General features: G+C 35.3%; 15 protein-coding genes. 2 read left to right on the top strand and 13 right to left on the bottom strand.

What is annotated here, in order from left to right:
• Window position 1: 1 nt before the first annotated feature.
• The 13 genes from hisG to J0871_RS11295 all read right to left on the bottom strand — a co-directional run bounded on the left by hisG (window position 2) and on the right by J0871_RS11295 (window position 13,914).
• The gene (gene hisG, locus J0871_RS11355) at window positions 2-865 is read right to left on the bottom strand and encodes an ATP phosphoribosyltransferase (protein ID WP_075326776.1); all 864 of its coding nucleotides are present in this window, start codon (window positions 863-865) and stop codon (window positions 2-4) included.
• 372 nt (window positions 866-1,237) lie between these two features.
• Entirely contained in the window at window positions 1,238-2,536 is a 1,299-nt protein-coding gene (locus J0871_RS11350; protein ID WP_208225340.1) for a serine hydrolase domain-containing protein, read from the bottom strand.
• A gap of 10 nt (window positions 2,537-2,546) precedes the next feature.
• Entirely contained in the window at window positions 2,547-3,365 is an 819-nt protein-coding gene (locus tag J0871_RS11345) for a prohibitin family protein (RefSeq protein ID WP_093302589.1), read from the bottom strand.
• Window positions 3,366-3,379: 14 nt separating this feature from the next.
• Window positions 3,380-5,410 (bottom strand): VWA domain-containing protein, encoded by a 2,031-nt coding sequence (locus J0871_RS11340; RefSeq protein WP_208225338.1) that lies wholly within the window; start codon window positions 5,408-5,410, stop codon window positions 3,380-3,382.
• A gap of 66 nt (window positions 5,411-5,476) precedes the next feature.
• Window positions 5,477-6,223 (bottom strand): 3-oxoacyl-[acyl-carrier-protein] reductase, encoded by a 747-nt coding sequence (gene fabG, locus J0871_RS11335; RefSeq protein ID WP_075326772.1) that lies wholly within the window; start codon window positions 6,221-6,223, stop codon window positions 5,477-5,479.
• A 132-nt stretch (window positions 6,224-6,355) separates the two neighbouring features.
• Entirely contained in the window at window positions 6,356-7,231 is an 876-nt protein-coding gene (gene sucD / locus J0871_RS11330; RefSeq protein ID WP_208225336.1) for a succinate--CoA ligase subunit alpha, read from the bottom strand.
• Between the two features lie 141 nt (window positions 7,232-7,372).
• Window positions 7,373-7,768, bottom strand: coding sequence for a hypothetical protein (locus tag J0871_RS11325; protein ID WP_075326770.1), 396 nt, complete (start codon window positions 7,766-7,768; stop codon window positions 7,373-7,375).
• 6 nt (window positions 7,769-7,774) lie between these two features.
• Window positions 7,775-8,704, bottom strand: a complete 930-nt coding sequence (locus J0871_RS11320; protein WP_208225334.1) for a UDP-3-O-(3-hydroxymyristoyl)glucosamine N-acyltransferase — start codon at window positions 8,702-8,704, stop codon at window positions 7,775-7,777.
• 170 nt (window positions 8,705-8,874) lie between these two features.
• Entirely contained in the window at window positions 8,875-9,441 is a 567-nt protein-coding gene (gene efp, locus J0871_RS11315; protein WP_075326768.1) for an elongation factor P, read from the bottom strand.
• 9 nt (window positions 9,442-9,450) lie between these two features.
• Window positions 9,451-10,236: an acyl-ACP--UDP-N-acetylglucosamine O-acyltransferase gene (lpxA, locus tag J0871_RS11310; protein WP_075326767.1), complete on the bottom strand. Its 786-nt coding sequence runs from the start codon at window positions 10,234-10,236 to the stop codon at window positions 9,451-9,453.
• Between the two features lie 5 nt (window positions 10,237-10,241).
• On the bottom strand, window positions 10,242-11,642 hold the full coding sequence (locus J0871_RS11305) for a bifunctional UDP-3-O-[3-hydroxymyristoyl] N-acetylglucosamine deacetylase/3-hydroxyacyl-ACP dehydratase (RefSeq protein ID WP_075326766.1): 1,401 nt from the start codon (window positions 11,640-11,642) through the stop codon (window positions 10,242-10,244).
• Window positions 11,632-12,660: a UDP-3-O-(3-hydroxymyristoyl)glucosamine N-acyltransferase gene (gene lpxD / locus J0871_RS11300; RefSeq protein WP_075326765.1), complete on the bottom strand. Its 1,029-nt coding sequence runs from the start codon at window positions 12,658-12,660 to the stop codon at window positions 11,632-11,634. The genes J0871_RS11305 and lpxD overlap by 11 nt, the downstream gene beginning before the upstream one ends.
• 24 nt (window positions 12,661-12,684) lie before the next feature.
• Window positions 12,685-13,914: an HD domain-containing protein gene (locus tag J0871_RS11295; RefSeq protein ID WP_208225332.1), complete on the bottom strand. Its 1,230-nt coding sequence runs from the start codon at window positions 13,912-13,914 to the stop codon at window positions 12,685-12,687.
• A gap of 185 nt (window positions 13,915-14,099) precedes the next feature.
• On the opposite strand from J0871_RS11295, the gene J0871_RS11290 reads away from it, so the two are divergent.
• Window positions 14,100-15,650 carry a bifunctional response regulator/alkaline phosphatase family protein gene (locus J0871_RS11290; protein ID WP_208225331.1) on the top strand — a complete coding sequence of 517 codons (1,551 nt, stop codon included), beginning with the start codon at window positions 14,100-14,102 and terminating at the stop codon, window positions 15,648-15,650.
• An 84-nt stretch (window positions 15,651-15,734) separates the two neighbouring features.
• On the top strand, window positions 15,735-16,139 hold the full coding sequence (gene tsaE / locus J0871_RS11285; RefSeq protein ID WP_075326762.1) for a tRNA (adenosine(37)-N6)-threonylcarbamoyltransferase complex ATPase subunit type 1 TsaE: 405 nt from the start codon (window positions 15,735-15,737) through the stop codon (window positions 16,137-16,139).
• Window positions 16,140-16,402 lie beyond the last annotated feature (263 nt).

Below are 16,402 nucleotides of genomic sequence, written 5' to 3'. Positions count from 1 at the left end.
TTTAAAGTACCATTTTTTCGATTGGCGCTACTAAAATACCTTCGGCACCATTTTGTTTTAATTCATCTATAACTTCCCAGAAACGCTCTTCATTAATTACGGTATGTATAGAACTCCAACCTTCTTCAGCAAGTGGTAAAACAGTTGGGCTGCGCATTCCAGGTAGTAATTTGATTATGTTCTCTAAATTCTCATTTGGAGCATTTAAAAGAATATATTTAGAAGTACGCGCATTTAAAACCGATTTCAACCTGAATTGTAATTTCTCTAAAATCTGTTGACGAACTTCCGAAATTTTAGGTGAAATAGCGAGCACAGCTTCACTCTTCAGCATTACTTCTACTTCTTTTAGTCCGTTTTTGAAAAGCGTGCTTCCACTGGAAACAATATCACAAATACCATCTGCAAGCCCAATATTTGGAGCTATTTCTACAGAGCCATTAATAATATGCAATTCGGCTGTAATTCCTTTCTTTTCCAGAAATTCATTTACAGTATTTGGATAAGAAGTGGCTATCTTTTTTCCATCCAAGTCATTAATGCCATTATATTTCATCGATTTTGGTACAGCAAGAGAAACACGACATTTTGAAAAGCCAAGTTTTTCACCCTGGATAATATCTTTACCCTTTTCAATTAAAACATTCTCCCCAATAATTGCTGCATCTACAACACCATCTCTTAAATATTGAGGAATATCACCGTTTCTAAGATACATTACTTCCAAAGGAAAGTTACGAGACGAAGCTTTGAGTTGTTCCTTTCCATTATCTATAGAAATGCCCGCATCCTTTAATATTTTAAGGGAATCTTCGTTTAATCTCCCTGATTTTTGAATAGCTATTCTTAATTTTTCTTGGCTCATTTTTTTAATTTTTCTTTTTAATTTTTGGTTGGTGGCTATAAAATAAAAAACCCGTTTGAATAGCTCAAACGGGTTTTAAATATGCTGAAATCACAACACACCAAATTTACCTCGCCTGAGCGCAGTAGTAAATATGATGGTGATGTAATTGAAAATTCTTCATTGTGATTACAAATCTAAATATAAATTTTAAACTGCAAAACAGCTTTCTTGTTTTTTATGAATTGTTTTACTCGATAATCTAGATTTAAATGCTTCGAAGCCTGTTAGATCTAAATTACTCCTCTTAATATTTCGGAATCTTACTTGAAATAATTTTCTAAAAATCTGTTGAAGTTTGCATTAGCAGTAAAATTCAATTGATTCTATATACTAATCATCTATAGCACTAAAAAGCATTTGCCGGAATTTCCAGCCGGTTTCATCACCGGTATTTCCCTGGGTTTGCTTCAACAAAATACCAATTATTTGCTCTTCGGGATCGGCGAAATACTGGGTATTAAAATAACCACCCCAATCAAAAGTACCGGCACTACCCTGCCCTCCTGCAATTTCTCCTTTTTTGCTAACTACGCCAAAGGCAATACCATAGTACTGATTTGGAAAATTAAATTTTTCTCCTGTTTGATTTCCCATTATAATATCTACCGTTTTCCGGCTTAATAAGCGAATACCATTGTATTCTCCTCCGTTTAGATACATTTGAAGGAATTTAGCATAATCCTCTGCGGTGCCGGATAGTCCGGCGCCTCCTGAAAAAAATGTTCCATCTTCTGTTAGCGGATAATTGGTATTATAAAATGTATTCGGAAAGTTTTCCCATTTTCCATCTTTTTTATGCTGTACAGCCACTAAGCGATCTTTTTTAGATGAAGGTTGATAGAACCTGGTATCATCCATTTGCAGAGGGTCGAAGATTCTCTCTTGTAAGAATTCATCAAAATCCTGTCCTGAAACTACTTCAATAAAATAACCCAGAACATCCAAACCTAAACTATAAGTGAATTTTTCACCGGGCTCGTGATGTAAAGGTAAAACGGCCAATTTTTTTACATTTTCTCCAATCTTAACTTCTTCTTCAGTGAACAATTCGGTAATTCCCGCCTTTGCGTAAATCTTTTTAATACGCTCGTCACTGTCTATCGCTCCATAACCAAGACCAGAAGTATGTGTTAGTAGGTGCCGAATAGTTATTTCATTTTCAGCTGGCGTAGAAGTAAAACTACTGTCAGCTTCATTAAAACTCTTTAGAATTTTGGGATCTTTAAATTCAGGGATATACTTTGAAACAGGATCGTCCAAACGGAACTTTCCTTCTTCCCAAAGCATCATTACCGCGGTAGCTGTAATAGCTTTTGTTTGAGAGGCTAATCTAAAAATCGCATCTTTTTCAAGTTCTTTTCCTGGAGCATTAGCTTCGCCATAAGCTTCGTAAAAAACAATTTTCTCATCCCTGGCTATTAAAGCAACCGCTCCCGGTATTTGGTTTTCTTCAATTGCCGATTGGAGCATTTCTTCAATCTTCTGAATTCTTTCTGAAGACATCCCTACTTCAGCAGGAGTAGCTGATTCCAGTTTTCCGGAATCAATAACGGAAGTCGTTTGTGCAGAAATAGCAAGGCTTCCTATAAAAATAGAAAGCCTTGCGATATTTAAGAAAATAGATCTCATCTTTAATAGTTTAATTTGAACCCCCTAAAATTAAAGGCATACCATCTTCACCTGAACCTATAATAACGGTTTTAGAGTTACCCGATTTCGCAAGTTCTAATGTTGCCTGAATTCCTTTTTCCTTTAGAATATTGGGTGTTAAAGAGGCGTTTAAGATTTCGTTAGCACGAGCTTTACCTTCAGCATCAATTCGTTGACGTTCGGCTTCTTGTTCAGCTTTGGTCAAGCGAAATTCATATTCTAAAGATTCCTGCTCCTGGCGTAATTTACGCTCAATCGCATCTTTAATATTTGGCGGAAGGGATACATCACGTACCAAAACCTCGTTTACCTGTACATATTGGTCCTGTAGCAAAATTTGAGTTTCTTCTAAGATCTCTTTCTGAATAGCTTCTCTCTTACTGGCATAAAGTTGCTCTGGGTTATATCTTCCTACAACAGATCTTGCAGCTGATCTTACTGCGGGTTGAAGTAAACGCCTAATATATTCTTCACCTTTTTCCCTGTGTAGGCTTCCCAGGTTTGCATAAGAAGGTTGAAACCAGGTAGAAGCATCAATATCAATTTGAAGTCCGTTAGAACTTAGCACTTGCATTTGTTCTTCCAGCGACTGTTGTCTTACTTCATAAACAAAAACCCTGTTCCAGGGAGCTACCAGGTGAAAACCTTCATTTAACGGTGGCTCATCTGTAACTACACCGCCACCAAAAGTTTTATAAAGCACACCGGCTTCACCAGAACCTATGGTAACAGTAGATTTTGCAACAAATATTATTAAAAGTACGATTCCTATAATAATAGGAATTCCGAGTTTAGGTAATCTTTCCATCTATATAATTGTATTTAAATTAATCCTTTGTATTTTCTGAAAAACCATTCTGCGGTGAGTATCAAAACAAGCAGAAATAGAAGGTAATACCAGTCTACCAAAGGTACAATTTTTTGACGGCTTTTCTGAACAGGTTTGTATTTATCGTTGCTTAAAAGTGCATTGCTTATTTCCTGAAGTTCATCTTTGTAATAAACCCTGGTTCCAGAATTTTCTGCAAGCGCCTCCATCGCATTTTTATTAGCTGAAATAAACTGCTGCTCAATATTGTAGGCAATTACTTCAAAGCTACCTGAACGGGATATTTGAGATGTTGTTTCGGTAATAGTAAAATCATAATTTCCGGCAGGTAAATTGCCTAAAACTACTTCATAACCGTTGTTTCTTAGAACTAATTGAGACTCTAGATTCTCTACAGCATTTTCTGCGGAAATCACCAGGTTCGCGTTAGGATCAAACTGATAATTTTGATCGAAGAAATTAGCTGTTATTTTTACAGCTTCGTTTTCGTAATAAAATGAATTATAATCTACAGTTAATCGTTCTCGTTGTTGTGTTGAAGCAATATTCTGAACCAGCTTACCAATAAAATCATCAAATTTCTCGAAAGATTTATGTTCTAAAAAGGTATTAGAACGCCATCTCCAGAGATTTTCTCCAAAAATAAAGGCATTTTTATTTTGGCCTTTCCCGGCAATAGCAATTAAGGGCTGTGAAGTTTCTACATTTTCAATTTTCTGAAAATAAATGCTTTCAAAACTATTATTTTGAATACTGATATTTCCAAACTTATCTTCCAACGGAGGAAATTCTGAAAACCCGGTTTCTCCAAACTGAAATTGATTAAAATTAGAATTTTTTACAGCAAAAATTTCCTGTGACTGATTAGTAAAATCTTTTGCCACAAAACCCTGAATTCTATTAAGAAAATTCCAATCGGTTTGAGTTCCAGTAACCAGTAGGTAATTTTGATTATTCTCTTTTAAATCATCAAAAATAGTGGCAAAACCTGAAGTTGGCTGGTACAATATAACTAGCTGATAATTTTCTAAATTTGATAAATTATCCTGAAGATATTTTATATCAAGTTGTCGTTGTTTATTAGTTTCAATAGACTTTTTAAAAGTTCCTATATCGGGATGTGGCGCAGCACTTATTAAAAGAATTTTACTGCGTTCGTCAATAACTTCAACGGCAAACTTTTTAGAATTGTTTGCTTTGTTTTTTTCATTTTCTAACGGAATAATTTCGGCTTCATAAGAAAGAACACCAAGCCTTGAAGCCGGAAGCTCAGCTCGAATTACAGCCGAATTGTTATCTGAATTAAGAGAAATTTTTTCTGAAAAAATTATATTTTCCCCAGATTTAATTACGAATTCTGAATCTATTTGCTCTTCGCCCGAATAGGAAATGAGGGCTTCAACCGGAAAGCGATTATTTAAAAAAGCGTAGGTATTTACATTAAATTGAGTTAATTCTAAATCTGAATAACGTGTGGTATCACCTACTACTATGGGATAAATTTCCTGGTTATTTCCTGGTTTAAAGTAACGAAAATCCCTACCCGTGCTTTGATTGCCGTCAGAAATAAGTATTACGGCCGTAGCTTTTTTTCTATATAATTCTTTTAGTGATTCCAGCGCAGCGTTAATATTGGTTTGAGATGTTTTAAATTGTGGCTTGTTAGAATTTGATAATTCATTACCAAAATTATACTGAGTCAACTCAAAACGTTCCTGGAGTGCTTTATTCGACTTTAACTTTTCTAAAATTTTAGGTACTGTATCTTCCTGCTCTAGATGCGCGATAGATTCAGAATCATCTATAGCCAGAATTAAATTTGATTTTTCGAGTTCGTAAGTTGTAGAGGTAATTTTAAGGTTAATAAGTAGCAAAAGCAGTATAAAGACAGAAAGAAATCGTAGAGCAAAAAGAATGTAAATTTCCCTTCTTTTATTTTTATTCTTAAAGAGATACTGAAAAAAAGCAAACCCCAGCGCAGTAATTATGGCCAGGGTTATGAGTATGATGTTGCTTATATTCATTTATGGGAAATAGAGTTAAAAGTTAATGGTAAATCTTTTAACTAATAACTATTCACTTTTATCTAACTAGGTGTGCATTCCGCCGTCTACGTGAAGTACCTGGCCGGTGATATAAGAACTAAGGTCGCTGCCAAGAAAAACACAGGCGTTTGCAATATCTTCTGGAGCTCCACCTCGTTTTAACGGGATAGCCTGTCTCCATCCATCCACAACTTTTTCATCAAGCTTTTCTGTCATTTCGGTTTCTATGAATCCTGGAGCAATCACGTTGGTTCTAATATTCCTGGAACCAAGTTCCTGTGCCATTGATTTAGAAAAACCTATAATTCCGGCTTTTGAGGCTGCGTAATTTGCCTGGCCGGCGTTTCCGGTAACTCCAACTACCGAACTCATATTAATAATACTTCCTTTGCGTTGTTTCAGCATAGTGCGTTGTACCGCTTTAGTCATATTAAAGATAGATTTCAGGTTAACTTCAATCACCTTATCAAAATCTTCTTCGCTCATTCGCATTAACAAGTTGTCTTTGGTGATTCCGGCATTATTAACCACTATATCTATATCTCCAAAATCGGCAGCTACATCCTTTACCAATTGCTCTGCTTCCTTAAAACTTGCCGCATTAGACTGGTAAGCTTTAGCTTTTACTCCAAGTTTACTTAATTCATCGGCTAGTGCATTTGCAGATTCGGCCGAAGAATTATAGGTAAAAGCTACATTTGCACCGTGTTGTGCAAACACTTCTGCAATACCTTTCCCTATTCCGCGACTACCACCGGTTATTATAGCATTTTTTCCTTCTAATAATTTCATATTTATAAAAAGATTGGTGTTTATTTAATAGTTTCAAATATAGCAAAAGCTGAAGGCAAGAAATAAAAAATCCTCCTGTATTTAGCCATTATGCCAAATAAGGAGGATTTTAATATAGTTTTAAGCCAGAAATTATCCTTTCATAACTTCGGCTACTTTCTTTCCAATTTCAGCTGGAGAATCAACAACGTGAATTCCATTTTCCTTTAGAATAGCTTTTTTGGCTTGAGCGGTATCTTCGCTTCCACCTACAATTGCTCCTGCGTGCCCCATTGTACGTCCTGCTGGTGCAGTTTCTCCGGCGATAAAACCTACAACCGGTTTTCTGTTTCCATTTTCTTTAATCCACTTAGCCGCATCTGCTTCTAATTGACCTCCAATTTCACCAATCATTACGATGCATTCGGTTTCTTCGTCGTTCATCAATAATTCTACGGCTTCTTTAGTAGTGGTTCCAATAATTGGATCTCCACCAATACCAATAGCGGTAGTAATTCCAAGACCTTGTTTTACAACCTGATCTGCAGCTTCGTAAGTTAAAGTACCCGATTTAGATACAATTCCTACTTTTCCTTTTTTGAAAACAAAACCTGGCATAATCCCAACTTTTGCTTCTCCCGGAGTAATTACACCCGGACAGTTAGGACCTACCAAACGGCAATCTTTATCCTGAATATAATCGTAAGCCTTTACCATGTCGGCAACAGGAATACCTTCTGTAATTGTAATAATTACTTTAATACCCGCATCTGCAGCTTCCATAATTGCATCTGCAGCGAAAGCTGGTGGTACAAAGATTATTGAAACATCGGCATCTGTTTTTTCAACAGCCTCAGAAACTGTATTAAAAACCGGTTTATTAAGGTGTTTTTGACCTCCTTTACCGGGAGTTACACCTCCAACAACATTGGTTCCGTATTCTATCATTTGTTCAGCGTGAAAAGTACCTTCGCTACCGGTAAATCCCTGAACTATTATTTTTGAATTTTTATTGACTAAAACGCTCATAAATTTTTTGATTTTTGCGATTACAAAAGTAGGTTTTTAAATATAAAACCTAAAGTTTTTTGGTGGTTTATTGGGCTTGTACTCTTAAAATTGAATTAAAGTTTCAACTCAAAATCTTTAATTAATGCGAATCTTTAAAATTTAAGACCAGGGACTTTCATCTATCTCTTCTCCAAGTTGCGAGATTTGTACCCCTTTAAAAAGTTTATTGTCTTTTAATTCCCAAATGGCCATAAAATGCGCAAGCGGCATTTCTTCATCGGGATTTTCTATAGTTTTTACGTGATAAGTAAACTGAATAGCGATTTGATGATCTTCTTCTACTGTTTTTTCAACTTCAGCTTTAAGCGATTCGTAGTTTTTAGACATATCATTTCTAATGGAAAGAATCTCATCAAAATTCAGCTTTTTAAGTCCGGTAGTACCATACCAGGTGAGATTTACATTGGGATGTAAATAATTGTCTAATGTTCCTTTTTCGTCCTTAAATAAGGAAGTATAAAAATTCTCAACAATCTCTTTACTTTTTAAGCCCATAGTCTTTTACTTTAATTTTTCCAGCAATTTAGGTAATTGCCTTAAGAGCGCCAACTCTTTTAATTTTGCCCGGGATTCCATTGCCGGGTTTCCTGTATAAATTTTATTAGCCTTTGTAGATTTTGTGATTCCGGCCTGGCCCATAAGAATTCCGCCTTTTTCTACGGTAATCCCGCTGCGCATCCCAACCTGGCCCCAAACCGTAACTTCGTCTTCAATAGTTACAGCACCGGCTATTCCTACCTGGCTGGCAATAAGACATTTTCTTCCAATTACGGTATCGTGACCAACCTGAATTAAATTATCCAGTTTAGTTCCTTCTTTAATCGTAGTATCTCCCGTAACTCCTTTATCTATAGTGCAATTTGAGCCAATTTCTACATCATCTTCTATAACCACACGTCCGCCAGATCTTAATTTATCAAAACCTTCTGGCCGGGTTTTGTAATAGAAAGCATCACCACCCAAAACAGTACCGGAATGTATAATTACATTGTTCCCAATTACAGCATTATCATATATACTTACGTTGGAATGAATTAAGCAATTACTGCCAATTTTCACATTATTTCCAATAAAAGTATTTGGTTGAATATGCGTACCCTCCCCTATTTGAGCTGAATCTGAAATAGATTTTTTAGATTTCTGAAAGGGTTTAAAATATTGGGTAAGCTTATTAAAATCTGAAAAAGGATCTTCTGAAATAAGCAAAGCTTTACCTTCAGGACAATCCACTTTTTTATTGATTAAAATTACGGTCGCAGCCGAATTTAAAGCTTTATCGTAATATTTTGGATGATCTACAAAAACAATATCGCCGGGTGTTACCACGTGAATTTCATTCATACCCAAAACCGGAAAATTGGCATCCCCAATGTATTGAGCATCAATAATAGTGGCAATTTGTTGCAGCGTATGTTCTTGTGGAAATTTCATATTGATTAATGTTAACTATAGAAAAAGATTAAAAATCCTGTAACGTCAAGCTGAACTTATTTCAGCTTCTAACATTAATATAATTTTTATTCTTAGATCCTGAAATATCCCGAAACTTAGGGACAGGATAACGATCTTTTAAATTTTCAATCCTTATAATTCTGAAAGAACTACTCTTTAATTCTTTCTTTGTAAGTACCCTTTTCGGTTTCAATTTTAATTTTGTCGCCTTCATTGATAAACAAAGGAACGTTTACTTCAGCACCGGTTTCAACAGTTGCCGGCTTTGTAGCGTTTGTAGCTGTATTTCCTTTAACCCCAGGCTCAGTGTGTGATACTTCTAACACAACGCTTGCAGGCATTTCTACTGAAAGAGGAGCGTTATCTTCGGTATTGATTATAACTGTAACCACTTCACCTTCCTTTAAAAGTTTTGGCTGATCTAAAGCTTGCTCTACAAGACGAATTTGGGTATAATCTTCAACATTCATAAAATGATAAAATTCACCATCATTATATAAATACTGAAACTTATGGGTCTCTACACGAACATCTTCAATTTTATGACCAGCAGAAAATGTGTTTTCTATAACTTTCCCGGTGGTTACGCTTTTAAGTTTAGTTCTTACAAAAGCAGGACCTTTTCCAGGTTTTACGTGTAAAAATTCAGTTATCTTATAAATATCGTGGTTGTAACGAATACACAATCCGTTTCTAATATCGCTTGTACTAGCCATTCTTTTGTTTTAATTAGAGCTAAAGTATCCTTTCATGATACCTCGCTGTGAGTTTTTAATAAATTCTAAAATTTCGTCTCTTTCTGCAGTTGCTTGCATTTCAGCTTCAATTATAGCAACAGCCTGGGAGTTGTTATAGTTTTTCTGATATAAAATTCTATAAATATCCTGTATTTCACGAATTTTTTCGGTGGTATATCCTCTTCGGCGTAAGCCAATAGAATTAATACCAACATAAGAAAGCGGTTCTCTTCCCGCTTTTACAAACGGTGGCACATCTTTTCTAACCAAAGATCCACCCGTTACAAAGGCGTGCCTCCCAATACTACAAAACTGCTGAATTGCCGCCATTCCCGCAAGAATCACGTAATCTCCAACATTTATATGGCCGGCAAGGGTACTGTTATTAGAGAAAATACAATTATCTCCTACAATACAATCGTGGGCAATATGGCAATAAGCCATAATCCAGCAATTTTTCCCTATTACCGTTTTCATTCGGTCTGTAGTACCACGGTTAATAGTTACACATTCCCTAATGGTTGTGTTATCTCCAATAACCGTAATGGTATCTTCGTCGTCAAACTTTTTATCCTGCGGAATAGCAGAAATAACGGCTCCCGGAAAAATACTGCAATTCTTTCCAATGCGGGCACCTTCCATTATAGTTACGTTAGATCCTATCCAGGTTCCTTCGCCAATTACCACATTATTATGAATAGTGGTAAAAGGTTCTATCACTACATTTTTAGCAATTTTGGCTCCGGGATGTACGTAAGCTAAAGGCTGGTTCATATTTTTTATTTTGATTTTACAATTTGCGCCATTAGTACAGCCTCGGTAGCTAATTTTCCATTCACATAAGCATAGCCCTGCATTTGGCAAATTCCGCGGCGAATAGGCGCAAGTAATTCTAATTTAAATATTAAAGTATCACCAGGTACTACCTGTTGTTTAAATCTTACATTATCTATTTTCATAAAATAAGTAAGATAATTTTCTGGATCTGGCACCGATTTTAAAGCAAGAATACCCCCAGTTTGAGCCATAGCTTCTACCTGAAGTACGCCCGGCATTACCGGTTTCCCCGGAAAATGACCTACAAAAAAAGGCTCGTTCATGGTTACATTCTTTAAACCAATCACACAGCTATCTGTACAGCTATAAATTTTATCTACCAGGAGAAATGGAGAGCGATGTGGCAATATATCCATGATATCGGTAACATCCATTAATGGTTTTTGATCAAAATCTATTTTTGGAACATTATTGCGCTTTTCGGCTTTAATTATTTTGGCCAGTTTTTTGGCAAACTGGGTATTTACATAATGTCCAGGCTTGTTGGCAATAACTTTGCCGCGAATTCTGGTTCCTATTAAAGCAAGATCTCCCACCACATCTAAAAGTTTATGTCTTGCAGCTTCATTAGGATAATGTAAGGTTAAATTATCCAGAATTCCATTTGGTTTAACCGAAATATTATCACGATTAAAAGCAATGCGAAGTTTTTTAAAGGTTTCTTCGTTTATTTCTTTATCTACATAAACAATAGCATTGTTTAGATCACCTCCTTTAATTAATCCGTGATCTAACAAAGCTTCAAGCTCGTGTAAAAAGCTGAAGGTTCGCGCATTTGCAATTTCATTCTTAAACTCAGAAAGGTGTGAAATAGTAGCGTTTTGCGTACCCAAAACTTTTGTTTCAAAATCAACCATGGTGGTAACCTGGTATTCATCGGCGGGCATTACAATTATTTCGCTTCCACTTTCATCGTCGTGATATGTAATTACTTCTTCTACTACAAATTCTTCACGCTCTGCTTCCTGTGCAACTACCCCGGCCTTTTCCAAAGCTTCAACAAAAAACTTTGAAGAGCCATCCATTATTGGAGGTTCAGATGCATCTAATTCAATTACAATATTATCTATATCCATACCTACACAAGCGGCAAGCACGTGTTCTGATGTTTGGATTTTCACCCCTTTCTTTTCCAGGTTGGTACCTCTTTGGGTATTTACAACATAACTTACATCTGCTTCAATCTCGGGTTCTCCTTCAAGATCCATTCTTTTAAAAACATAACCAGTATTTTCTGCAGCAGGTTTAAAAGTCATTTTTACTTTCTGCCCGGTATGCAGCCCAACCCCTTGAAGAGAAATCTCTTTATCTATGGTATGTTGTTTCGCCTGTTTATAAGCCATTTTTAATCTTTTTTTCTAATTGGTTAAGTGTATCTATGGTTTTAGGTAAGTTTTTAAAATGAACATAAGATTTGGCAAAATCTCCATAGCCAAAAGCGGGAGAACCCTGTAGCATTTCATCATCTTTCACATTTCGACCAATCCCGGATTGCGCCTGAATTTTCACCCTGTCTCCAATTTGCAAATGTCCTGCAATCCCGGCCTGTCCTCCAATTAGGCAGTTTTTACCAATTTTAGTAGAACCTGCAATTCCGGCTTGTGCAGCGATAGCTGTGTTAGAGCCAATTTCAACATTATGTGCAATTTGAATTTGATTATCCAGTTTTACACCTTTTCTTATAATAGTAGAACCTAATGTGGCCCGGTCTATTGTAGTACCAGCCCCAATATCTACATTATCTTCTATAATTACATTTCCAATTTGAGGAACTTTTGAATATATCCCATCTTCTCCAGGGCTAAATCCAAAACCATCTGCTCCAACTATCACGCCGCTGTGTAACACACAATTATTACCTATAATTGTTTCTGAATAGACTTTTACACCGGGAAAGATAATAACATCATCTGCTATCTTAACATTATCCCCTATATAAACATTAGGGTAAATTTTTACGTTTTTACCAATTTTCACATTGTCACCAATATATGCGAAAGCACCCAAATAAAGATTTTCTCCAAACTCAGCTGAATCTGAAACAAAGCTGGGCTGTTCAATTCCTTGCTTGTTTAATTTTATCTGGTTGTAATATTCAAGTAATTTAGAGAATGCTTTGTAAGCATCTTTTACTTTTATTAGGGTGGTTGTAATTGGTTCTTCGGCTACAAAATCACTATTTACAATGGTTATAGACGCCTGGGTAGAATATATATAAGAAGTATATTTAGGATTACTTAAAAAGGTAAGGGAACCTTCCCCGCCTTCTTCAATTTTAGCTAATTCAGATACTTCGACCTCAGGATTGCCCTCAATTTTTCCGTCGAGAATCTCTGCTATTTGTGCTGCTGTAAATTTCATTCTGGCAAAAGTAAAAAAAAAGCGTTAATGTTTGGCCTTCGGGTAGCATATATAATACTTAACCACAGTTTTTGAAAGGGCTTTCAGGTTTAATTGGTCTGATGCTTTAGCTACATCGCTAATCTTCCCGTTTTTATGTAAAATATTAATATTATTATTTTCACTTTTATACGCGGTATTTGTCACTTCGCCGCTAAACACAAAATAATCTGCTTCTTCTGCTGAAATACTCTCTTTTTCCTGCAGTGCTATGCGGCGTTTTTCGAGCTTTTCTACCGATGGTTTTTTCTTCTTGATTTTTACTTTTAGAAGATCCCGGTTTATAATCATATTACATAAATTACTCAGCACAAAATCGCTGTGATATTGCCATTCTTTCATTGCCGAAATAATATCATAATCGTCTAAACGGGCAAAAACCGATAAGGTTTCCGAAGAAAAATTCTCTGGCCCTATCTTATTATAAAGAAAATACGAAAGCGCTTTACTGGCATTAAGTTTTTCACCTTTTTCAACCAGCTCTTTAGCACGTTTTAAAACTCTTATTAAAAGTTGCTCTGCGACCAAACTGGTTTTATGCAAATAAACCTGCCAGTACATTAGCCTTCTGGCAACAAGAAATTTTTCTACCGAATAAATTCCTTTTTCTTCAATCACCAAATCGTCATTTACCACATTTAACATGGTTATTAAACGTTCGCTATTTATGTTTCCCTCTGCGGCTCCGGTATAAAAACTATCACGCTTTAAATAATCAAGCCTATCCATATCCAGCTGACTTGAAATTAACTGGTTTAAAAATCTTCGGTTATATGTTCCGCGGAAAATTTGAAGTGCCAGCGTTAAACTTTGGTTAAAGTCACGGTTCATTTCTTCCATAAAAAGCAAAGAAATACTTTCGTGATCTACGCCTTCTACAATGCTATGTTCCATGGCATGAGAGAACGGGCCGTGGCCAATATCGTGCAATAAAATGGCAATTTGGAGAGCTTCTTCTTCGGCTTCAGAAATTATAACTCCTTTATGTCGAAGTATCTGCACTGCTTTTTGCATTAAATGCACACAGCCAATAGCATGATGAAAACGGGTATGATGCGCACCGGGATAAACCAAATAAGACATTCCCATTTGCGAAATTCTGCGTAAACGCTGAAAGTAAGGATGCTCAATAATACTAAAGATTCGCTCACTCGGGATGGTAATAAATCCGTAAATTGGGTCGTTTAATATTTTGAGTTTATTAGTTGAAGTCAAGCTTTGTAACGTATTAATTTAAAACAAAGATACATAGATAGACTTTGGAAGTTGAAAAACCAATTATTAAGTTATAAAAAACCTCAATTTTCAATAAACTAATAAGAACAATTAATTGAAAAAAGACTTAAGTCGACAAATACATAGAAGAAGAAAATCTCATTAAATGAGTAAAAATATAAGATATGAATAAGATAAAAATACTTTGGGTAGATGATGAAATAGATTTACTGAAACCGCATATTTTGTTTCTGGAATCTAAGGATTATGAAGTGGTTACCAGCCAAAGTGGAACTGAAGCTTTAGAACAAATTGAAGAAGAAAGTTTTGATATAGTTTTCCTCGATGAAAATATGCCCGGACTTACCGGCCTTGAAACTCTTGCAGAGATAAAGGAGAAAAGAGAAAATCTTCCTATAGTAATGATTACCAAAAGTGAGGAAGAATATATTATGGAGGAAGCTATAGGCTCTAAAATAGCCGATTATCTTATAAAACCGGTAAATCCCAACCAGATTCTGCTTAGTATAAAAAAGAACCTGGATCACTCCCGACTTATTTCTGAGAAAACAACTTCAAATTACCAGCAGGAATTCAGGAAGATCGCGATGGATTTAAGCCAGGTGAATACTTTTGAAGAATGGGCAGAACTTTATCAGAAACTAATTTACTGGGAACTTCAACTTGAAGGTTTGGAAGACAGCGGAATGTTTGAAATTCTGGAATCGCAGAAAAATGAAGCCAATACACAGTTTTGTAAATTTATAGACAAAAATTATCCTTCATGGTTTGAAAAAGGTGTAGAGGCTCCAATTATGTCGCATACCATTTTTAAAGAAAAAGTTGTTCCAGAAATTAACAAAGATCAACCTACTTTACTTGTAGTGGTAGACAACTTAAGATACGACCAATGGAAAGCTTTAGAACCGGTAATTTCTAATTATTATAAAAAAGAAAAGGAAGAACCTTATTACAGTATTTTACCAACAGCAACGCAATATGCTCGTAACGCAATGTTCTCTGGCTTAATGCCCAGTGAAATGGAAAAGTTATTCCCGCAATACTGGAAAAACGATACTGAAGAAGGAGGGAAAAATAACCACGAAGCTGAGTTTTTAAATGAACAATTAAAAAGACTGGGCAAAAGCTTTAAAAGTGAATATCATAAAATTACGAGTTTAAAAGCAGGTAAGAAACTTGCAGAAAACTTTAAAACTCAAAAAGATAATGATCTTACTGTTGTAGTTTACAATTTTGTAGATATGCTTTCTCACTCTAAAACAGAGATGGAGGTAATTAAAGAATTGGCTTCTAACGATAAATCTTATAGATCTTTAACTTATAGCTGGTTTAAGAATTCCCCGTTACTAGATATTATTCAGCAAGCGCGACAACTTGGTTTTAAATTAATTCTTACCACAGACCACGGAACTATTAATGCTAAAAATCCTTCAAAAGTAATTGGAGATAAGAACACCAGTTTAAACCTTAGGTATAAAACGGGTAAAAGTCTAACTTATGAAGAAAAAGATGTATTGGCGGCTACAAACCCAAAGAGCATACATCTACCCAGTATTAATATGAGCAGTTCTTTTATTTTCGCAAAGGGAGATCTTTTCTTTGCTTATCCTAATAATTACAATCATTATGTAAGCTACTACAGAAACACCTATCAACACGGTGGTGTGTCCCTGGAGGAAATGATTATACCATTTGTAGTAATGGAGCCAAAATAGGGGATTAATCCCTGATTTCTAGCAGAATATAGGGTATATTAAATTATTCCCTATCTTTGTATTGCCCAAAATCTATTATTTAATATGCCGGTTACCTACAATTTAGCCCAAATTGATGAGGCTGTACAATACATAATAAAGAACGCTAAAAATAATGTTCTGTTATTTTATGGTGAAATGGGTGCCGGAAAAACCACCCTTATCAAAGCTTTAGTAAAAGCTTTAGGGAGTGAAGACAAAGTATCAAGCCCCACATTCTCATTAGTGAATGAGTACCATACTCCCCAGGAACCAATTTATCATTTTGATTTTTACAGACTTGAAGACCCCAATGAAGCCCTGGATATAGGTTTAGAAGAATATTTAAATTCACCTGGATGGATTTTAATAGAATGGCCACAAAAAATACAGGATTTCCTGGAAGAAAACTTTCAGAAAATTGAAATTTCAATTCAGGATGAAAATACAAGAACGTTAAATTTATGTTAATGAAAAGTTAATGAAACTCTAATTGCTTAAAAAATCCAGTGTTAGTATTTTAAGGTGTTTTGGTAAACAGTATTAAACAAAAAAACATAATAAACAGAAAATTTTTATATTTTTGGCTATTAAATTTTTAGCAGTGTAAATTAAAAACCGCTAAAAAATAGCCATTTTTTTGCTTAAAAAAAGGCGCAAAAGTACGATTAATGTATTAATTTTTAGCGTTTTATAATTTTATAGGTTTGCTTCAGTAAACAAAACGAAACAAC

Origin of the sequence: Salegentibacter sp. BDJ18 (assembly GCF_017579965.1) — a bacterium.
Lineage (GTDB): Bacteria > Bacteroidota > Bacteroidia > Flavobacteriales > Flavobacteriaceae > Salegentibacter.
Note: the sequence above shows the minus strand (reverse complement) of the source record. Positions and strands in the feature narration are given on the sequence as shown.